This window comes from Streptomyces hokutonensis (assembly GCF_042751305.1).
In the GTDB taxonomy this organism is placed as follows: domain Bacteria; phylum Actinomycetota; class Actinomycetes; order Streptomycetales; family Streptomycetaceae; genus Streptomyces; species Streptomyces hokutonensis_A.
Map to the genome: position 1 here is coordinate 92,406 of NZ_JBHYWD010000018.1, position 20,112 is coordinate 112,517.

At 70.0% G+C, this 20,112-nt stretch carries 17 protein-coding genes, 1 pseudogene and 1 riboswitch; of the genes and pseudogenes, 8 read left to right on the forward strand and 10 right to left on the reverse strand.

Translation table 11 applies throughout. The annotated features are described in order from the left end of the window. From ACFXC1_RS36555 to ACFXC1_RS36575, 5 genes and pseudogenes are all read right to left on the reverse strand, one after another. Positions 1–78, reverse strand: a pseudogene (locus ACFXC1_RS36555) (DNA-binding response regulator); the annotation flags it as partial. Between the two features lie 125 nt (positions 79–203). Next, positions 204–899, reverse strand: a complete 696-nt coding sequence (locus ACFXC1_RS36560) for a GntR family transcriptional regulator (RefSeq protein WP_019072942.1) — start codon at positions 897–899, stop codon at positions 204–206. Positions 900–1,086: 187 nt separating this feature from the next. Next, positions 1,087–1,842, reverse strand: a complete 756-nt coding sequence (locus ACFXC1_RS36565) for a M23 family metallopeptidase (RefSeq protein ID WP_362984985.1) — start codon at positions 1,840–1,842, stop codon at positions 1,087–1,089. Between the two features lie 13 nt (positions 1,843–1,855). Then, positions 1,856–2,019, reverse strand: a riboswitch (cyclic di-AMP (ydaO/yuaA leader). Between the two features lie 202 nt (positions 2,020–2,221). Beyond that, positions 2,222–3,610: a M16 family metallopeptidase gene (locus ACFXC1_RS36570; RefSeq protein WP_381251154.1), complete on the reverse strand. Its 1,389-nt coding sequence runs from the start codon at positions 3,608–3,610 to the stop codon at positions 2,222–2,224. Beyond that, a complete protein-coding gene (locus tag ACFXC1_RS36575; protein WP_381251156.1) occupies positions 3,607–4,986 on the reverse strand; it encodes a M16 family metallopeptidase in 1,380 nt (459 codons plus the stop codon). The genes ACFXC1_RS36570 and ACFXC1_RS36575 overlap by 4 nt, the downstream gene beginning before the upstream one ends. A gap of 327 nt (positions 4,987–5,313) precedes the next feature. Here ACFXC1_RS36575 and ACFXC1_RS36580 point away from each other — a divergent pair, with 327 nt between their 5' ends. Continuing rightward, positions 5,314–7,770, forward strand: coding sequence for a DNA gyrase/topoisomerase IV subunit A (locus tag ACFXC1_RS36580; protein ID WP_381251157.1), 2,457 nt, complete (start codon positions 5,314–5,316; stop codon positions 7,768–7,770). A gap of 16 nt (positions 7,771–7,786) precedes the next feature. Here ACFXC1_RS36580 and ACFXC1_RS36585 read toward each other — a convergent pair whose 3' ends face one another. After that, the gene (locus tag ACFXC1_RS36585; protein ID WP_381251159.1) at positions 7,787–8,920 is read right to left on the reverse strand and encodes a CobW family GTP-binding protein; all 1,134 of its coding nucleotides are present in this window, start codon (positions 8,918–8,920) and stop codon (positions 7,787–7,789) included. Between the two features lie 324 nt (positions 8,921–9,244). Here ACFXC1_RS36585 and ACFXC1_RS36590 point away from each other — a divergent pair, with 324 nt between their 5' ends. Beyond that, the gene (locus tag ACFXC1_RS36590) at positions 9,245–9,811 is read left to right on the forward strand and encodes a DUF6082 family protein (protein WP_381251160.1); all 567 of its coding nucleotides are present in this window, start codon (positions 9,245–9,247) and stop codon (positions 9,809–9,811) included. A 150-nt stretch (positions 9,812–9,961) separates the two neighbouring features. Then, the gene (locus ACFXC1_RS36595; RefSeq protein ID WP_381251162.1) at positions 9,962–10,198 is read left to right on the forward strand and encodes a hypothetical protein; all 237 of its coding nucleotides are present in this window, start codon (positions 9,962–9,964) and stop codon (positions 10,196–10,198) included. Between the two features lie 183 nt (positions 10,199–10,381). Here the strand turns inward: ACFXC1_RS36595 and ACFXC1_RS36600 are convergent, their stop codons facing one another. Further along, positions 10,382–11,548 (reverse strand): citrate synthase/methylcitrate synthase, encoded by a 1,167-nt coding sequence (locus ACFXC1_RS36600; protein WP_381251164.1) that lies wholly within the window; start codon positions 11,546–11,548, stop codon positions 10,382–10,384. A 98-nt stretch (positions 11,549–11,646) separates the two neighbouring features. Between ACFXC1_RS36600 and ACFXC1_RS36605 the strand changes: the two genes are divergently transcribed. From ACFXC1_RS36605 to ACFXC1_RS36620, 4 genes are all read left to right on the forward strand, one after another. Next, positions 11,647–12,903 (forward strand): citrate/2-methylcitrate synthase, encoded by a 1,257-nt coding sequence (locus ACFXC1_RS36605; RefSeq protein ID WP_381251166.1) that lies wholly within the window; start codon positions 11,647–11,649, stop codon positions 12,901–12,903. A gap of 54 nt (positions 12,904–12,957) precedes the next feature. After that, the gene (locus tag ACFXC1_RS36610; RefSeq protein ID WP_381251168.1) at positions 12,958–13,896 is read left to right on the forward strand and encodes a sucrase ferredoxin; all 939 of its coding nucleotides are present in this window, start codon (positions 12,958–12,960) and stop codon (positions 13,894–13,896) included. A 138-nt stretch (positions 13,897–14,034) separates the two neighbouring features. Next, complete coding sequence (locus ACFXC1_RS36615; RefSeq protein WP_381251170.1) at positions 14,035–15,705, forward strand: sensor histidine kinase; 1,671 nt, start codon at positions 14,035–14,037, stop codon at positions 15,703–15,705. After that, complete coding sequence (locus ACFXC1_RS36620) at positions 15,702–16,382, forward strand: response regulator (RefSeq protein ID WP_381251172.1); 681 nt, start codon at positions 15,702–15,704, stop codon at positions 16,380–16,382. Before ACFXC1_RS36615 ends, ACFXC1_RS36620 begins: the two co-directional genes overlap by 4 nt. A 12-nt stretch (positions 16,383–16,394) precedes the next feature. On the opposite strand, the gene ACFXC1_RS36625 is transcribed toward ACFXC1_RS36620, so the two are convergent. The 3 genes from ACFXC1_RS36625 to ACFXC1_RS36635 form a co-directional block, all read right to left on the reverse strand. Continuing rightward, entirely contained in the window at positions 16,395–17,456 is a 1,062-nt protein-coding gene (locus ACFXC1_RS36625; RefSeq protein ID WP_381251174.1) for an ABC transporter substrate-binding protein, read from the reverse strand. A gap of 74 nt (positions 17,457–17,530) precedes the next feature. Then, positions 17,531–18,409, reverse strand: a complete 879-nt coding sequence (locus ACFXC1_RS36630) for an ABC transporter permease (protein WP_381251176.1) — start codon at positions 18,407–18,409, stop codon at positions 17,531–17,533. Next, positions 18,399–19,214 (reverse strand): ABC transporter ATP-binding protein, encoded by an 816-nt coding sequence (locus ACFXC1_RS36635; RefSeq protein WP_019072927.1) that lies wholly within the window; start codon positions 19,212–19,214, stop codon positions 18,399–18,401. Before ACFXC1_RS36635 ends, ACFXC1_RS36630 begins: the two co-directional genes overlap by 11 nt. 159 nt (positions 19,215–19,373) lie before the next feature. Between ACFXC1_RS36635 and ACFXC1_RS36640 the strand changes: the two genes are divergently transcribed. After that, positions 19,374–20,066, forward strand: coding sequence for a response regulator (locus ACFXC1_RS36640; protein ID WP_381251178.1), 693 nt, complete (start codon positions 19,374–19,376; stop codon positions 20,064–20,066). The last annotated feature ends 46 nt before the right edge of the window (positions 20,067–20,112 follow it).

The following is a 20,112-nucleotide window of genomic DNA, read 5'->3' on the forward strand; positions in this document are numbered from 1 at the left end:
CCGTACGTCCATCAGCACGATGTCCGGCAGCAGGTCCGCGGCCTTGTCCACCGCCTCGGGGCCCGCGCCCCCCCCGCCCCCCCCCCGGGGTTGCGCCCCGGGCGCCCCCCCGATCTCCCGCGCCCCCCCCCTTCGCAATTCCATTTACGGGCAGCAGAAATAATCCCCCGCGAATTACCTCTTCTTTGTATACGGTGCCCGTGTTAATGCCGGAGACCCGACATGTTTACGGGAGGTTGCGAAGTCCTCACACGGTCCGTGCCGTTCGCGCCGCCGGGAAAGCGCAGCCGGTGCGCGGTGCCCGCGCGCTCGGTGTGCAGGGCGGTGATCGCCCGCGCGCGCTCGGCGTCGCCGCGCGCCACGGCGTCCACGATGGCCCCGTGCTCCGCCCAGGACTCCACGGGGTTGGCCGGTGCCTCCACCGCGTACATCCAGGCGATCTTGTGCCGCAACTGGGTCAGCATCGAGGTCAGCGCGGGGCTTCCGGAGGCCTGGGCCAGCGTCTCGTGGAACCAGCTGCCCAGGGAGCGCAGATCCTCACTGTTGCCCCTCCTGGCGCGCTCCTGGCCCAGCCTGACGAGGCCGCGCAGCACCTTGAGGTGGGCCTCGGTGCGCCGCTGGGCGGCCCGCGAGGCGCCGAGCGGCTCCAGCAGCATCCGCATCTCCAGCAGGTCGGCGGCCTCCTGCTCGGTCGGTTCCGCGACGCACGCGCCCGCGTGCCGCCGGGTCACCACGAACCCCTCCGCCTCCAGCGTGCGCAGGGCCTCCCGCACGGGGACGCGCGAGACGCCGTACCGGCGCGCGAGGAGTTCCTCCGTGAGCCGGCCGCCGCGCTCGTAGACACCGGCGACGATGTCGTCCCGGATCGCCGTGCATACCGAGTGCGCCGGAATACGCATGTCCGACCTCCGCCTTAATCCCCGTGAAACGTCGACGATTGACGTGTGTTCCGTGACTCTATTGCAATCAGCGGGAATTTCCGATGGCGGACCGGAATCCATGGATATTTTTTGGACAGGAGGGCTCCGGAAACGCCGAAAGCCCCGGCCGGCGGGCCAGGGCTTCGGGAAGTGCGGCGGTGCGTCGTCAGACGTTCACACCGTGCTTGCGGAGGTAGGCGACGGGGTCGACGTCGGAGCCGTACTCGGCGGTCGTGCGGGCCTCGAAGTGGAGGTGCGGGCCGGTGACGTTGCCGGTCGCCCCGGAGAGGCCGATCTGCTGGCCCGGGGTGACCTTCTGGCCGACGGAGACACCGATGGACGACAGGTGGCCGTACATGGTGTACATGCCGTCGGCCATCCTGATCACGACCTCGTTGCCGTATGAGCCGCCCCAGCCGGCCTCGACGACGGTGCCGGAGCCCACCGCGTGGACGCTGGTGCCGGTCGAGGCGTGGAAGTCGATGCCAGTGTGGGCACCGGAGGACCACAGGGAGCCGCCGGTCTTGTAGCCGGTGGAGACATAGGAGTTGGCGACCGGCGCGACGAAGGTGTTGAGCCGCTTGCGCTCGGCCTCGCGGGCGGCGCGCGCCTGGGCCTCGCGGGCCGCCTCGGCCTGGGCGGCGGCCTTGGCGCGGGCGGTCTCCTCGGCGAGCGTCTCGGCGGCGGCCTGCCGCTGGGCGACGGCCTGGGCGTCGATCTTCTCGGCCACGGAGTCGCCGATGGCGACGACGGGTGTGAGGCCGGTCTGCTCGGGGGCGGGCTCCGCGGCGAACGCCGGGGCGGCGGCCAGGGTGCCTACGACGCCGGAGGTGGCGAGAGCCGCGACACTCGCGGCGCGAACGGTGGTGCGGTGGGTCCGGCTCGGGCGACGGTGCTTCCCGGTGGCGCGGGTGAACGCCATGAAGTGGCTGGTCCTTTCCTTCCTTCTCGCCTACCGGGTTAGCTGACGGGTTCGGAGCAGGAAGGTCTCCTACGGACTCCCCCGCCACACGCGCGGGCGTCCGATTCACCCCAGGGACTCATGTGGGTCCCCGGCTCCCCTGGCTCGCGCCGTACGGGGACTCGGCGATGACTGCCCGGTGCCGCGAGTGCGGCGCGGTGCCTGACGGACAGCCGGACCGACGCTAAGGGGGGCCACTTTCAATCCCCAAACGGATCACGGGTTTTGTTGCGCATGCCACAGGGCAGACGGGCAACCTCTCCCCCAATTCGGACAATAGGGAGCCCTGGTGACGCTTCAGTCACCAGGGCTCCCCCACGCGCGCGTGCCGCTACCGCGTCTACTCCGCCGGAACGACGGTCACTTCACCGATACCGAGGGCCTCGACGGGCTCCTTGATCTGCTCCGCGTCGCCGACGAGGATCGTCACCAGACGGTCCACCGGGAAGGCGTTGACGACCGCCGCGGTGGCCTCCACGGTGCCGGTCGCGGCGAGCTGCCGGTACAGCGTCGCCTGGTAGTCGTCGGGCAGGTGCTGCTCGACCTGGTCGGCCAGCGTGCTCGCCACTGCGGCGGCGGTCTCGTACTTGAGCGGCGCCACCCCGACGAGGTTCTGTACGGCGATGTCCCGCTCGGCGTCGGTGAGTCCACCCTCGGCGAGCTTGCGGAGCACCGTCCACAGGTCGTCCAGGGCCGGACCGGTGTTCGGGGTGTCCACGGAGCCGCTGATCGCGAGCATCGAGACGCCCGTGCCGTCGGCTGCCGAGCGCAGCACCTGGCCGAACGCGCGCACACCGTAGGTGTAGCCCTTCTCCTCGCGCAGGACGCGGTCCAGGCGGGAGGTGAGGGTGCCGCCGAGGCAGTACGTGCCGAGCACCTGCGCGGGCCACACGCGGTCGTGCCGGTCGGCTCCGACGCGGCCGATGAGCAGCTGTGTCTGGACGGCGCCGGGCCGGTGCACGATCACGACCCGCCCGGTGTCGTCGGCGGTCACCGACGGCACGGGGCGCGGCTGGGCGGCGGTGCCGGTCCACGAGCCCAGGGTGTCGGCGAGCAGCGCGTCCAGGTCGATGCCGGTGAGGTCGCCGACGACCACGACGGTGGCGGTCGCGGGGCGGACGTGCCGGTCGTAGAAGGCGCGTACGGCTCCGGAGTCGATCTTCTCGACGGTCTCCTCGGTGCCCTGGCGCGGGCGCGACATGCGCGAGGTCGCCGGGAACAGCTCCTTGGAGAGCTCCTTGGCCGCGCGGCGGGACGGGTTGGCCGTCTCGTGCGGGATCTCGTCGAGGCGGTTGCGGACCAGCCGCTCGACCTCGCTGTCGGCGAAGGCGGGTGCCCTGAGTGCGTCGGAGAGCAGACCGAGGCCCTTGGCCAGGCGCGAGGCCGGGACCTCAAGGCTCAGCCGGATGCCCGGGTGGTCGGCGTGCGCGTCGAGGGTGGCGCCGGAGCGCTCCAGCTCGGCGGCGAACTCCTCCGCGGAGTGCTTGTCGGTGCCCTCGGAGAAGGCCCGCGCGGTGATCGTGGCGACACCGTCCAGGCCGGCCGGTTCGGCCTCCAGGGGCGCGTCGAGGAGCACCTCGACGGCGACGACCTGCTGGCCGGGGCGGTGGCAGCGCAGGACCGTCAGTCCGTTGCCGAGCGTTCCGCGCTCGGGCGCCGGGAAGGCCCACGGCCTGGCCTCGCCGGCCTGGGGCTGCGGGTGGAATTCCATCGTGGCGAGCTCGGTCACTTGGCCGCCTCCTCGTTCTCGTCGCCGGCCTCGGCCGCTGCTTCGTCGTCGGCGTCTTCGTCGGCATCCTCGTCCGCGATCGGCTCGTACACGAGCACCGCGCGGTTGTCGGGTCGCAGGCGCGCCTTGGCGACCTCCTGGACCTCCTCCGCCGTCACGTCCAGGACGCGCTGTACGGCGGTCAGGGCGAGCTGCGGGTCGCCGAACAGGACGGCGTAGCGGCACAGTTCGTCCGCGCGGCCCGCGACCGTGCCGAGCCGGTCCAGCCACTCGCGCTCCAACTGGGCCTGGGCGCGCTCCATTTCCTCGGCCGTGGGGCCCTCCGCGGCGAACCGGGCGAGCTCCTCGTCGATGGCGGCCTCGATGACGGGCACCTCGACGTCCCCGGACGTCTTGACGTCCAGCCACCCCAGGGAGGGCGCTCCGGCCAGCCGCAGCAGACCGAAGCCGGCCGCTACGGCCGTACGGTCGCGGCGTACGAGGCGGTTGTAGAGGAGCGAGGACTCGCCGCCACCGAGGATGGTGAGGGCGAGGTCGGCCGCGTCGGACGCGCGCGTGCCGTCCTCCGGGAGCCGGTAGGCACACATCAGGGCGCGGGCCGGGACCTCTTCCTCGACGATCTCGCGCAGTTCGCCGCCCATGGTGTCGGGCAGTGCGCCGTCACGGGGCGCGGGCTTGCCGTCGTGCGAGGCGATGGACCCGAAGTATTTCTCGATCCAGGCGAGCGTCTGCTCCGGGTCGATGTCGCCGACCACGGACAGGACGGCGTTGTTGGGCGCGTAGTAGGTGCGGAAGAACGCGCGCGCGTCCTCCAGGGTGGCCGCGTCCAGGTCCGCCATCGAGCCGATCGGCGTGTGGTGGTAGGGGTGGCCCTCCGGGTAGGCGAGGGCGGTCAGCTTCTCGAACGCCGTCCCGTAGGGCACGTTGTCGTAGCGCTGGCGGCGCTCGTTCTTGACGACGTCCCGCTGGTTCTCCATCGACTCCTCGTCGAGGGCGGCGAGCAGGGAGCCCATGCGGTCGGCCTCCAGCCAGAGGGCGAGCTCCAACTGGTGGGTGGGCATGGTCTCGAAGTAGTTGGTGCGTTCGAAACTGGTGGTGCCGTTGAGCGAACCGCCCGCTCCCTGCACCAGTTCGAAGTGTCCGTTGCCCTTCACCTGTCCGGAGCCCTGGAACATCAGGTGCTCGAAGAGGTGAGCCAGGCCGGTGCGTCCCTTGACCTCGTGGCGGGAACCGACGTCGTACCAGAGGCACACCGCCGCGACCGGGGTCAGGTGGTCCTCGGAGAGCACCACGCGCAGACCGTTGGCCAAACGGTGTTCGGTCGCTGTCAGACCGCCGGACCCTGCCTCGGCGGTGGCCGTGTGACCCATGGGCATGTACGTCCCTTCGATCGCGGATTCTCTGGCTGGAACCGCAGAAATCCTGCTCGTCCCGCCACTGTATGCAAGCGTGCGGACCGTCGGCGAAGTTCCCGGCGGACGTACGCCGAGAGCGAGATCGCGTAGCCTGCGGGCAGTCGCACACGTGGACCCACGCGGCAGCCGTCGGTGACGGAGCCGAGCGGCCAACGCCGGGTCCTGGTCCGCGTTGTCAGTGCCGCGGTCCACAATGGTTCACGTCAAGACCCCGTTCACGCTTCCGCAAGAGTGAGCCGAAGGGGAGCGACCCCCAGGCGAGCGACCAGAAAAGAGGAGCCGGCAGCGATGGCCCGCCGCAGCACGAAGACCCCGCCGCCCGACGACTCGTTCGAGGAGCGGATCCTCGACATCGACGTCGTCGACGAGATGCAGGGCTCCTACCTTGAGTACGCGTACTCGGTCATCTACTCGCGCGCCCTGCCGGACGCCCGGGACGGCCTGAAGCCTGTCCACCGCCGGATCGTCTACCAGATGGACGAGATGGGCCTGCGCCCCGACCGCGGCTATGTGAAGTGCGCGCGTGTCGTCGGCGACGTCATGGGCAAGCTGCACCCGCACGGCGACGCGTCGATCTACGACGCCCTGGTGCGCATGGCGCAGCCCTTCTCCATGCGCGTCCCCCTGGCCGACGGCCACGGCAACTTCGGCTCGCTGGGCAACGACGACCCGCCCGCCGCCATGCGGTACACCGAGTGCCGGCCCTCCGAGGCCGCGAACCTGATGACCGAGTCGATCGACGAGGACACGGTCGACTTCGCCCCGAACTACGACGGCCAGGAGCGGGAGCCGGTGGCCCTGCCCGCCGCCTTCCCGAACCTGCTGGTGAACGGCTCGTCGGGCATCGCCGTCGGCATGGCCACCAACATGCCGCCGCACAACCTGGGCGAAGTCATCGCGGCGGCCCGCCATCTGATCCGCTATCCGAACGCGGACCTCGACACCCTGATGCGCCACGTCCCCGGCCCCGACCTGCCGACGGGCGGCCGGATCGTCGGCCTGAGCGGCATCCGGGACGCCTACGAGACGGGCCGCGGCACCTTCAAGATCCGCGCCACCGTCGCCGTGGACAACGTGACGGCGCGCCGCAAGGGCCTGATCGTCACCGAACTGCCCTTCTCCGTGGGCCCGGAGAAGGTCATCGCCAAGATCAAGGACCTGGTCGGCGCGAAGAAGCTGCAGGGCATCGCCGACGTCAAGGACCTCACCGACCGCGCGCACGGCCTGCGCCTGGTCATCGAGATCAAGAACGGCTTCGTACCGGAAGCGGTCCTGGAGCAGCTCTACAAACTGACGCCGATGGAGGAGTCCTTCGGCATCAACAACGTCGCCCTGGTCGACGGCCAGCCCCTCACGCTGGGCCTCAAGGAACTCCTGGAGGTCTATCTCGACCACCGCTTCGACGTCGTACGGCGGCGCAGCGAGTTCCGCCGCACCAAGCGGCGCGACCGCCTGCACCTCGTAGAGGGTCTGCTCACGGCACTCGTCGACATCGACGAGGTCATCCGGATCATCCGCTCCAGCGACAACTCCGCGCAGGCGAAGCAGAGCCTGATGGAGCGCTTCTCGCTGTCGGACATCCAGACGCAGTACATCCTGGACACGCCGCTGCGCCGGCTCACCCGGTTCGACCGGATCGAGCTGGAGTCGGAGATGGAGCGTCTCACCGCGGAGATCGCCGAGCTGAGCCGCATCCTGGAGTCGGACACCGAGCTGCGCAAGCTGGTCTCGACCGAACTGGCCGCGGTGGCAAAGAAGTTCGGCACCGACCGGCGCACGGTCCTGCTGGAGTCGGCGGGCGCCCCCGACGCCACCGTGCCGCTCCAGGTTGCCGACGACCCCTGCCGGGTGCTGCTCTCCTCGACGGGCCTGCTGGCCCGCACGGCGAACGGCGAGCCCTTCCCGGAGGACGCCGACGCCCGGCGCGTGAAGCACGACGTGATCGTCTCGGCGGTCCCGGCGACGGCCCGCGGCGAGCTGGGCGCGGTCACCTCGGCCGGCCGTCTGCTGCGCATCAACGTCGTCGACCTCCCGCAGCTCCCGGAGACGGCGTCCGCGCCGAACCTCTCCGGCGGCGCGCCGGTCTCGGAGTTCGTCTCCCTGGACGAGGGCGAGACGGTCGTCTGCCTGACGACCCTGGACGAGTCCTCCCCGGGCCTGGCGATCGGCACGGAACAGGGCGTCGTGAAGCGCGTGGTCCCCGACTACCCCACGAACAAGGAGGAGTTGGAGGTCATCACGCTCAAGGACGGCGACCGGATCATCGGCGCGGTCGAGCTGCGCACCGGCGAGGAGGACCTGGTCTTCATCACGGACGACGCCCAACTCCTGCGCTACCAGGCCTCCCAGGTGCGCCCCCAGGGCCGCCCGGCCGGCGGCATGGCGGGCATCAAACTCACTGAGGGCGCGAAGGTCATCTCCTTCACCGCCGTCGACCCCGCCGTGGACGCCGCGGTGTTCACGATCGCGGGCTCACGCGGCACCCTGGACGACTCGGTCCAGACGACGGCGAAGCTGACCCCGTTCGACCAGTACCCCCGCAAGGGCCGCGCCACCGGCGGCGTCCGCTGCCAGCGCTTCCTGAGGGGCGAGGACTGTCTGTCCCTGGCCTGGGCGGGCGCGGTACCGGCGAAGGCCGCGCAACGGGACGGCACACCGGCGGAACTCCCGGAGATGGACCCGCGCCGCGACGGCTCGGGCGTGTCCCTGCCGAAGACGGTGTCGGTGGTGGCGGGGCCGGTGTAGCCGGCGCCCTCGGTCCCTAGGGTTCCGAGTAGGGATCGAACTCCGGCCCGGATTCCGGTTCCTGATCCTCCGGTTCCTGTACGTAACGCAGGACGCCCCACATGCCGTGCTCGTCGGCGTGTGGGGCGTCGCCGTCCTGGCACGCCTCCAACTCCTTGCCGAGCGCGGCCAGTTCGAGACCGGTGCCGATCAGCACGAGTTGCGTGAGCCGGGCGTCCCCGCTCGCCCGGGGCTCGGGATAGAACCGCAGGAACCGTCCTACGGCGTGCACGGCGTACCGGTTGCGGGGATCGTGGGCGCCGAAGTCGACGTACCCCTTGATCCGGTAGAGCCCCTCGGGCCTGCTGTCCAGGAACCCCATCAGCGCGCGCGGATCCATGGGCACGTCGGAGGCGAAGGAGAGGCTGTCGTATGCGGTGTGGAGGTGTCCGGCATGCTCCTCACCGTCGTGGTCGTGCAGGTCGTCGAAGGTCAGCTGCCCGACGCGCTCCTCGCTGGGTCGGCAGTCGAAGAGGAACTCCGGGTCGATACGGCCGTAGGTGGCGGGCACCACGGCGGCCCGGTCGGTGAGGGAGCTGACGAGTCCGAGGACGCGTGGGGCATCGGCTGCGGCCCGGTCGAGCTTGTTGACGACGACCAGATCCGCGAGGGAGAGATGCCGGTCGATCTCGGGATGCTTCGCGCGGGTGTCGTCGAACTCGGCGGCGTCGACGACCTCGACGAGTCCGCCGTAGACGATTCCCGGATGCTCGCTGGCGAGCAGCATGCGCACCAGCTCCTCCGGTTCGGCGAGCCCGCTGGCCTCGATGACGATGACGTCGATACCGGCGGAGGGCCTGGCCAACCGCTCCAGATAGACGTCGAGTTCGCCGGCGTCGACGGCACAGCACAGGCACCCGTTGCCGAGCGAGACGGTCGAGTCGCCGAGGGCTCCGGCCACGGCCAGCGCGTCGATCTCGATCGCCCCGAAGTCGTTGACGACGGCGCCGATACGGCTGCCTCCGCTGCGGTGCAGGAGGTGGTTGAGCAGGGTCGTCTTGCCGGAGCCGAGGAATCCGGCGAGCACGACGACGGGGATCTGCGGGGGACTCGCAGCCGGCGCCCCGTTCCCGCTCGGGCTCGGGTGTGCGCTCGGGTTCTGCTGGCTCAACGTGCGACCTCTTTCACGCCGACGCGTGCACCGGATCGCGGTCGGGTGCACGTACGGAGGTTGAATGCCGCTCCAGGATACGAGCCGGAAGAATCGCCGCGAAGTGAACGATTGTTAGCACTCCTTGCGGGGCACACGTTGGGGAAGGCGCCGGTTCGTGCGACCCTCGCTTCCCTCCGTGCGCCTCCTCTCCGCCTCCCTGCCGATCAGAGCCGCTCGGCACTCTGGGAGACGGCAAGCGCCGCCCATCGCTCGCCGGTCCCCGTCTCCACCAACCCGCACCCGACGACCGGCGGACGGCCGCCTGATTCGGGGGTTGTTGACATGGCCACACGGAAGTACTCGGCGGGGAGGGTCGGTTCCGCGGCGCTCAGCCTGCTGCTCGCCACCGCCACGATGACACTGGCGGCACGTCAGCGACGCCTGGAAGCAGAACGGCGGGCTGAACGGCGGCTGGAGGAACGGCGCCTCGAGCTGGAGGAGTTGGCGATCCGGCGCACAGCACTGGCGCATGAGCAACTCATGCACTGGGAACTGCTGGCCCGGGCAATCGACGACCCCTCCCTCGCCGCCGTGATCGACACCTACGACAAGAGCATCCCCGTCGAGAAACGTCGTCAGTTCTTCTACGCCAACGCGTGGTACGTCCATCTCTTCCACCTGTATCAGGCAAGCATCCTGGACCGGGAGGAGCTGTACACGCGGCTGCGCGAGTTCTTCCAGAGCCCTCTCTTCAGGGAGTACTGGCAGGCCTCCAAGGCCCAGCGGGCATCCCTGAACGAGTCATCCCTGGAAGCGGGCATCGGGCGCATGGTCGATCGGCTCGTCCTGGATCTCGACGAAGCGGACACGGACGAATGGTGGGTGGTGGGCAACCCGCCCTCGGACTGACACCCGGCCTGAGTCTCACACCGGTCAACCCATCTCCATCAAGCACACAGCTGAGTGACTTTTACCCATGTCGTCACTAACACCTCTCGAATCCCAGTAGGTTTCTGCTCAGCACTGTGCCCACACCTGTTGTAAGGACCGGTACATCCCTTGAAGATCGTGCGCCGCATCGGCGTGCCGCCGAGCGCCCGCGGCAGCAGCTCAGGAGCAACCTGCCCGGACGTGTTCGAACTCAGTGACGGCAACTTCGCCGTCATCGGCACCGAGGCAACCGAGGCGCTGGACGGTGAACTGCCCCCTGACGCTGCACGCGCCGACTACGAACGCATTGTCATCGTGAGTCGGGAGACGTTGATTCGAGCCAAGGCAGACATCCCCGACGCCTGACAGCACCGCACGAGCACGCGTCCACCAAAGACCCGTCCCGTCCCCGCACCCCGGCCGCCCCCAACAGTGAGCGAGTCCGGCACCCACCCGGCGAGCGGCCCGGCACACCGTCACTGCTCGGTCACCACCCATGAGGCCTGGCGCCAGAACGGCACCAGGCCACACGCGTGCCTGAGGCCGTCGTCAGCTCATGAGCGGCACTGCCACGGGAGCGAGGGCTCCCACATACCGAGCCACCGGCCGAATAATCTTCGAGTCCTCCGCCTGCTCCACCACATTCGCGCCCCACCCCACCACTCGCGCAGCCGCGAACGTAGGCGTGAACATCTCCCGTGGCAGCCCGCAGAGTTCCATGACCAGCCCCGCGTAGAACTCGACGTTCGTGTGGAGTTCGCGGCCCGGCTTGAGTTCGGCGAGGATCGCCTCCACCTGGCGTTCGACCTCGATCGCGAACTCGACCCGGGTGCCGCCGAACTGCTGCGCGACTTCGCGCAGCATCCGCGAGCGCGGGTCCTCCGTGCGGTAGATCGCGTGGCCGAAGCCCATGATGCGGTCGCCGGCGAGGACGCGTTCGCGGATCCAGGGGTCGATACGGTCCGGGGTGCCGATCGCGTCCAGGGTGTCCAGGGCGCGGCTGGGAGCGCCGCCGTGCAAGGGGCCCGAGAGCGCCCCTACGGCTCCGACCAGGCAGGCCGCCACATCCGCCCCCGCCGACGCGATGACCCGCGCGGTGAAGGTTGACGCATTGAATCCGTGGTCAATGGTTGAGATCAAGTATTGCTCGATCGCCCTTGACTGCTGCTTGTCCGGCTCCGAACCCGTCAACATGTAGAGGTAGTTGGCCGCGAAGGAGAGGTCCTCGCGCGGCTCCACCGGGTCGAGCCCCTGCCCCAGCCTGTACAGCGCGGCCAGCAGCGTCGGTACGGCGGCTGCGGCCACAAGGGTGTCTCTGCGGCGCGCGTCCGTGTCGATGTCGTACACCGGCCGGAATCCCTTCGCGGCGCCGAGCAGCGACAGCGCCGTACGCATGCCGGACAGCGGTCCGGACGTCCCGCTCGCCGCCGCCACGGCGGGCAGTGCGGCCCGCACCTGGTCGGGCAGTCGGCGCAGCGCCGCGGTCTCGGCGGCGAAGGCGGCGCTCTGTTCGGCGTCCGGCAGTTCGCCGTGGGCCAGGAGATGCCAGACGTCCTCGAAGCCGCGGGTCTGCGCGAGCTCGACGGCGGAGTACTGGCGGTAGTGGTAGAAGCCCTCGGTCCCCCGGACGTCACCGATTCGGGTGTCGGTGACGACGACGCCCGCGAGTCCCCGCGGAACCTCGATACGCGTGGCTGCGGCCCTGCTGATGGACATGTTTCCTCCCTGGACTTGATTCAAATGTCCATGGTTGACTCAATCTCTGTCAATATTGATTGAATCAATGCAGAGCAAGGGTGGATACGGTGACCTCCATGCGCGATCAAGAAACCGCTCCCGGTCACCCCGAGCGACGGCTGAGCACCAAGGAGACCGCCGAGCTGCTCGGCGTGAAGCCCGAGACCGTGTACGCGTACGTGAGTCGCGGGCAGCTGGGCAGCAGGCGCGAGCCCGGTGGCCGGGGCAGCACCTTCGACGCCAAGGAGGTGGAGGCGCTCGCCCTGCGCAACAGGCGGGAGAGCAGCGGGAGTTCGGGGTCGGGAGGCGAACTGTCCGTACGGACCCGGATCACGCTCATCGAGAAGGACCGGTACTTCTTCAGGGGCGTCGACGCGACCGAACTGGCCGCGCGCCACTCCTACGAGGAGATCGCCGAGTGGCTGTGGACCGGGGAGTTGCGTCCCGGGATCACGTTCACCGCGCCGAGGGCGAGCGTCGCCGTCGCCCGCCGCGCGGTGGACGCGCTGCCCGAACATACCGGCCCCACCGACCGGTTGCGGGTCGCGGCCATCGCGGCGGCGACCGCCGACCCGCTGCGCTTCGACCTCTCCGAGGACGCCGTGCTCGGCACGGCGCGCACGCTCATCCCCACCCTCGTCGCCGCCCTGCCACCGGTGCGGCGCGCGCATCGCGACGAAGGTCCGCTCGCCCACCGCCTGTGGGCACGGCTGAGCGGGCAGACAGCTGACGAGGCGTCACTGCGCGCCCTGGACACGGCACTTGGCCTGCTCGTCGACCACGACCTGGCCGCCTCCACCCTCGCGGTGCGGGTCGCCGCCTCGGCCCGCGCGCACGCCTACGCGGCCGTCTCCTCCGGCCTGGGCGTCCTCGAAGGCCCCCTGCACGGCGCGGCCAGCGGTCTGGCGCACCGGATGCTGCTCGACGTGCTCGACCAGGGCAGCGCCGCCCCGGTGGTCGCCGACGAACTGCGGTCCGGCCGCCGCATCCCCGGACTCGGCCACCGGCTCTACCCGGGCGAAGACCCACGCGCGCGTGCCCTGTTCGCACTCCTGAAGGACGTTCCCGGCGCCGGGCCCGCGCTCGCCGCGGCCCGGGACATCGTCGCCACCACGGCCCGACACACCCCGCTGCACGCCAACGTCGACCTGGCACTCGCCGTGCTCACCGTCTCCTCCGGAATGCCCTCCACGGCGGGCGAGACGATCTTCGCGGTCGCCCGTACGGCGGGCTGGATCGCGCACGCCCTGGAGGAGTACGGCGAACGCCCGCTCCGCATGCGGCCCAGCGGCCACTACGTCGGCCAGAAACCGCCTCAACCACTTCCGGAGTAGGACATGGGCCCGGCCGGAAGTCACCCCGGGCCAAGTCAGGTTAGGCTCACCTCTGTGAGTACGTGCGCGACCGTCTCTCGGGACCTCGACGAGCCCATTTCCGGAACCGCGGCCACGGCGACGACGTGGCTGCTGCTGGAACAGCCCGGTCCTTGGGGTGCCAAAGCGCTCACTTCGAGCCACCTGGACCCCGCGCTGGGGCGTGCCCTGGAGACGGCGGCCGTGAACACTGGCGTGCGGATCGCGCTCATCCGGCGTCCCGGGCGGCACGCCGACCTCGCGCCGTCCCGGGTACGGCAGGTGTACGTGGCCCACACCGTCCCCGGAAACGCCTGGCTGCACAGCGCCACGACGACCGACCCGCGGCAGCTGCTCGGCCTCGACTTCGCGGCCCTCGGCGCGGGCGACCCGCACTCGTTCGGCTCGGCGCTCGGCGGCCGGGCCCACACCGGCGATCCGCTCGCGCTCGTCTGCACCAACGGCAAGCGCGACCGCTGCTGCGCACTCCTGGGTCGTCCGCTAGCCGTCGAACTTGCGGCCTCCGGGGTCGAGGGCGCCTGGGAGGTCACCCATCTGGGCGGCCACCGTTTCTCGCCCACGGTGCTCGTCCTGCCGTACGGATACGCGTACGGGCGCGTCGGCGCCCACACCGTCAAGGAGATCCTCCAGGGCGTCCAGGAAGGCCGTGTGGTCGTCGAGGGCTGCCGGGGCGGTTCGGCCTGGGAGCGGCCCGGACAGGCGGCGGAGCTGGCCGTGCGGACGGCGGCGCGCGAGTACGCGGCGGACGCGCTGAGTGTCGTACGGACGGACGGCGGCGCGCCCCGCTGGGAGGTGACGGTCGCGCACACGGACGGCCGCCACTGGCGCGTGATCGTCGCCCAGGGCGCTTCCCTGCCGCCCCGGCCGGAGAGCTGTGGGGCGTCGGTTCTCGGCGCGCCGGCGCGGATGGACGTGGTGGCGGTGCGTGAGCTGACGGCGGCCCTGGCGGGCTGACCCGCCCGGCACCGGGTGACCCGACCGGCTCCCGTGGGGAACCGCCCTCTCCTGGAGGCCACTTTCCCCAAGAATTGGTCAAGAGATCCACACCACACCCCTAGGGCGGGCCCCGTCCCGGCACGTACCTTCGTGGGTATGAGCCCCACGCCTCTCGCACGCCGCCGTCGCCTCGGGCTGCCGCGGCGGGTGTTCTCGCAGGTGCTGCTGATGCAGCTGGCGATCGCCGCGGGGGTCGCGGTCCTGGCGACCGGGCTGTTCCTCGCGCCGCTGAGCAAGCAGCTGGACCAGGAGGCGATGAACCGCGCCCTGGCCATCGCCCAGACCACCGCGCAGCAGCCGCAGATCATCAAGGACCTCCAGAGCACCCCTCCGAGCGTGGACGGGCCCGTGCAGAAGGAGGCGGAGCGGATCCGGAAGGCCACCAAGGCCGAGTACGTGGTGGTGATGGACTGGCGGGGCGTGCGCTGGTCGCACACCACTCCGAGCGAGATCGGCTGGTTCGTATCGACCTCTCCCGGCCAGCCGCTGGCCGGTCAGGAGGTCAAGGAGATCGACCAGGGCACCCTGGGCCGCTCGGCCCGCGGCAAAGTGCCCATGCGCGACGCCGACGGCACGATCATCGGGGCCGTCTCCGTGGGCATCAAGTACGACGGTGTGCGCGCACAGTTGATCGGCGCGATCCCGGGGCTGCTGGCGTACGCCGGGGGTGCTCTCGCCGTCGGCGCGTTGGCGGCCTGGCTGGTCTCCCGGAGGGTCCAGCGGCAGACCCGGGACCTTGCCTTCTCTGACATCTCGGCGCTGCTCTCGGAGCGCGAGGCGATGTTGCACGGCATCCGGGAGGGTGTCGTCGCCCTGGACCGCGCGGGCCGCATACGGCTCCTGAACGACGAGGCTCGGCGGCTGCTGGGCATCGGTGACGAGGCGGTCGGCCGGTCCCTGGACGAGGCGCTCGGCGAAGGTCGTACGACCGACGTCCTGGCCGGCCGGGTGACCGGCACCGATCTGCTCGCCGTCCGGGGCCAGCGGGTCCTGGTCACCAACCGGATGCCCACCGACGACGGGGGCGCCGTCGCCACCCTGCGCGACCGCACCGAACTGGAGCAGCTGGGCCGGGAGTTGGACTCGACGCACGGCCTGATCGACGCCCTGCGCGCCCAGGACCACGAGCACGCCAACCGGATGCACACGCTTCTGGGGCTGCTCGAACTGGAGATGTACGACGACGCCGTGGACTTCGTCGGCGAGGTCGTCGGCGATCACCGGGCCACCGCCGAACAGGTCACCGAGAAGATTCAGGACCCCCTGCTCGCCGCCCTGTTGGTGGGCAAGGCGACCGTAGCGGCCGAGCGGGCCGTAGCCCTGTGGATCTCCGACCGGACCTGGCTGCCCGACCGGCTGATCGACCCACGGGGGTTGGTCACGGTGGTCGGCAACCTGGTCGACAACGCGCTCGACGCCGTCGGAGGCACACCGCACGCGCGCGTGGAGGTCGAATTGCGGACGGAAGGGCGGACGGCGGTTCTCCGGGTGCGGGACACGGGGCCCGGGATCCCGGAGGAACAACGGGAGTTGGTCTTCACCGAGGGGTGGTCCACGAAGAAGCCCCCGGCCCATGGAAAGCGCGGAATCGGCCTCTCCCTGGTGCGTCGGCTCGCCGAACGCCAGGGCGGCAGCGCGGTCGTGACGGAGGCGTTCGGCGGGGGCGCGGAGTTCGTGGTCGTCCTGCCCGAGGCGCTGACCGAACCGGACCTGGAACCCGCTCTCACCGCCCCCGGGGAGACCGTCACCGAGGAGGATTCGCGATGATCGAGGTCCTGGTCGTCGACGACGACACCCGGGTCGCACGGGTCAACGCCGCCTACGTCGAGAAGGTGCCGGGTTTCCACGTGGCCGCCGAGGCCCACAACGCGGCCGATGCGCTGCGCCAGTTGGAGACGCTGCCCCGTCTGGACCTGGTCCTGCTGGACCACTACCTGCCTGACGAGACGGGCCTGGCGGTCGTCCAGGAGATGCGCCGGCGCGGTCACCAGACGGACGTGATCATGGTGACGGCTGCCCGCGACGTGACGACCGTACAGGCGGCGATGCGGCAGGGCGCGCTGCAGTACCTGGTGAAGCCGTTCGCCTTCGCGGGGCTGCGGGCCAAGCTGGAGGCGTACGCCGAGCTGCGCCGCACCCTCGACGGCGGCGGCGAGGCCGAACAGGCCGAGGTGGACCGCATCTTCGGCGCCCTGTCCACGCCGTCGGAGCCCGGGCTGCCCAAAGGACACTCCCCCACCACCGCGGAACTCGTGCGCCAGTCCCTGATGAACGCCGAAGGCCCCCTGTCCGCCCAGGAGATCGCCGACCGCACCGGGGTGAGCCGGCAGACCGCCCAGCGCTATCTGAAGCTCCTGGAGCGCACCGGACGGGCCAGGCTGACGCTCAAATACGGCGACGCGGGCCGCCCGGAACACCGTTACGTGTGGGCGACCCGCGTCTGAGGGCAGGGCCGGTCAGCCTGTCGCGTTCTTCACGAACTCGGTGGTGTACGTCTTGTCGAGGTCCACGTCGGCGTTCTTGATGGTGGGGTTGAACGCCTTGAGGACCTTCTCGACGGTCTCCGGACCGTTGGCCGGCATCACGCCGTCCTTGGTGAACATCGGCAGCGTCCTCTTGATCGCGGTGGCGTAGAGGGTCTTGTTGCCCTGGGAGTAGTCGGCGGGCATCTTGTCGGCGATCTCGGTGGCACTGTGCGTGGACATCCACTTGAGCGTCTTGACGAATGCATTGACCATCTTCTGCACAGTGGACTTGTGGCTGTTCACCCAGTCCGTCTGCATGTACAGACTTGACGAGGGGTACGGCCCACCCAGCGCCGCCTGCGATCCCTCGGGCGTCCGCATGTCGACGAGGACCGTGCCCGCCTTCTTGTCGAGGATCGTCGCGACGGTCGGGTCGGTCGTCATACCGGCGTCTATGGAGCCCTGTTGGAGAGCGGCGACGAAGGTCGGTCCCGCGCCCACCGCCACCGGGGTGAACTCGCTGACACTGATGCCGTTCTTCACGGCGAGGTACTTGGTGAGGAAGTCGGTGGAGGAGCCGAGGCCGGTCACACCGAGCTTCTTGCCCTTGAAGTCCTTGGGCGACTTGACCTTCCCCGCCGCCTTGGTGGAGACGACCTCCACCTCGCCGGGCGCCTGCGAGAACTGCACCACGGACTCGACCGACTTGCCCTTGACCTGCAGATCGAGCGTGTGGTCGTAGAAGCCGACGGCTCCCTGGACCTGCCCGGAGACGAGCGCGGTCTCGGCCTGGACGCCGGCCGGTTCACTCAGCAGTTCGACGTCGAAGCCCTCGGCGTCGAAGTAGCCGAGCCGCTGGGTGAGCATCGCGGGCAGGTAGATGACCTTGTCCAGGCCGCCGACCATGATCTTGACCTTCACGCCCTTGCCGTCGCCCTTGCTGCCGGAGCCGGTGGAGGCGGTGCCGGCCGCGTCGTTGGCGCAGGCGGTGAGCGTGGAGAGGGCGAGCAGGCCCGAGGCGGCGAGGGCGGCGTATCTGGCGGTTTTGCGCATGGCGGTTCACGTCCTTGTGAGGGTGTGGTGCGAGGAGGAAGGGGCTCTTCAACAGGGGCCCCAGGAGGGGCCGTTCAGCTGTCGGAGCCCGACGGCTTCCAGCGGAAGATGCGGTTCTCGGCGAAGGTGAGGAGCCCTTCAGCGACGAGGGCGACGACCGCGAGGATCACCATCGCGGCGTACACACCGGCCGCGTTGAAGGTGCCCTGGGACTGCGCGACGAGCAGGCCGATGCCCTTGGTGGCGCCGATGTACTCGCCGACGATCGCGCCGATGAGGGCGAAGCCGAAGCTGACGTGGAGGCTGGTGAAGATCCAGGAGGTGGCGGACGGGATGACCACCTGAAGGGTCACCCTGCGGTCACTGGCACCGAGGATGCGGGCGTTGGCGACCAGGTTGCGGTCGACCTCGCGGGCGCCCTGGAAGGCGTTGAAGAACACCGGGAAGAAGACGAGCACGACGGCCGACGCGACCTTGGAGGCCGGTCCGAGTCCGAACCAGATCACGAAGATCGGGGCGAGGACGATCCTCGGTATGGAGTTGAGCACCTTGATGTATGGACCAAGTATGTCGGCGAGCAAGGTGATCCGCCCCAGAGCAATGCCGAACACGACACCGGCGATGACACCGATGATCCAGCCCAGCAGCGCCTCCTGGAGCGTGAACCAGATCTGCTCCCCCAGGGAGCCGAGCGCGGTCCCGTGCATCACCCAGGTGTAGATCTGGTCCCAGATCTTCGACGGCATCGAGAAGTTGAACGGATCGATGACCTTGGCCCGGGAGAGCGCCTCCCACAGACCGAGAACGGCGACCAGGAGCAGCACTCTCGCCGCCCCGACACCGAGCTTGCGTTTACGGGCGGCACGCGCGCGTGAATGGGCGCGGTCCGTCTTGCCGCCGGGCACGGTCGTAGCCGTAGCGACCCGGTCCTCGGGTATGACCTCAGGCGACATTGGCCGCACCCCTCTCGCGCGTGATGCGGACCTCTTCGCCGAGGGACTCCCAGATCTCGCGGTAGATCTCGATGAACCGCGGCTCCAGGCGCACGGATTCGACCTTGCGGGGCCGGGGCAGGTCGATGTCGAAGACCTGCTTCACGGTGGCCGGCCCGGCGGTCATCACGACGACCTTGTCGGCCAGCGCGATGGACTCCTCCAGGTCGTGGGTGACGAAGACGACCGAGGCGCCGGTGCCCTCCCACAGCTCCAGGAGCTCGTCCGACATCAGCGCCCTGGTCTGCACGTCGAGCGCCGAGAACGGCTCGTCCATCAGCAGGATCTCGGGGTCGTTGACGAAGGTCGCGGCGAGCGCGACGCGCTTGCGCATACCGCCGGAGAGCTGGTGCGGATAGCGGTCCTCGAAGGCGGAGAGCCCGACCCGGGCCAGCCACTCCCGCGCCTTCGCCTTGGCCTCGGCCTTCGGTACGCCCCGGAAGCGCGGGCCCGCCATGACGTTGGAGAGGACCGTGCGCCAGGGGAAGGTGGCGTCCTGCTGGAAGACGAAACCGACCTTGTCGCCGACACCGGAAACCGGCTCCCCGGCCACCAGCACATCGCCCTCGGAGGGCTCTTCCAGCCCGCTGACGAGGGTCAGCGTGGTCGACTTGCCGCAGCCCGTGGGGCCGACGACCGCCACGAACTCGCCACGTCCTACGGTGAGATCAAGCCCCCGTACGGCCGTGTGCAGACCCCCCGACGGGGTCCTGAAGGTCTTGCTCGCGCCCCGCAGCTCGATGGCGGGGCTGGTGTCTGCGCTCATGGCCGGGACCGTAGATGTGGCCCGGACCACAACAGGAGTCTTCTGGGCGCAAGCCGTTCTTTTGCTCGCAAGAGCCTGTTGTGCTCTTTTTGCTCGCGCTACAACTGCGGAGCCGAAACACGGGCTTAACGCTCGCCTGGCCTTGAGGAAAGAGGCCCAATGATTGACGTCATGGTCGTGGACGACGACTTCCGTGTCGCCGAGATCAACGCCAAGTACGTGGGAAAGGTTCCCGGTTTCCGGGTCGCCGCCCGCGCACACAGCGCTGCGCAGGCGCTGGCCACAGTGGAACGCGGAGCCATCGACCTCGTACTGCTCGACCATTACCTGCCCGACCAGACGGGTCTCGAACTCGTCCACCGCATGCGGCAGCAGGGCCACACGACCGACGTCATCATGATCACGGCGGCCGGCGATGTGACGACCGTGCAGCGGGCGATGCGCCTGGGTGCCCTGCACTACCTGGTCAAGCCGTTCACCTTCGCCGCGCTGCGCACCCGCCTCGACTCGTACGCCGCCCTGCGCCGCACCGTCGACCGCGTCGGCGGGCGCGGCATCGCTGGCCAGGAGCAGGTCGACCGCATCTTCGGCGCCCTGCGCACGACCACCGTGCCCGCCTCCCCCGGTCTGCCGAGCGGCCACTCGGAACCGACCACCGACCTGATCTGCGGCGTCCTGCACCGCGCCGGCCACCCGCTCTCAGCCCACGAGGTCGCCGCCGAGACCGGCCTGAGCCGCTCCACGGCGCAGCGCTACCTCCGCCACCTGGAACAGGCCGGCCGCCTCCGCCTCTCCCTCAAGTACGGCGACACGGGCCGCCCCGAACACCGCTACGCCTGGGTGGCGCCGTAGCCGCGCTGGGTCGGCAGCGGCTTCCGTACGACGGCGGTGGGCCGCG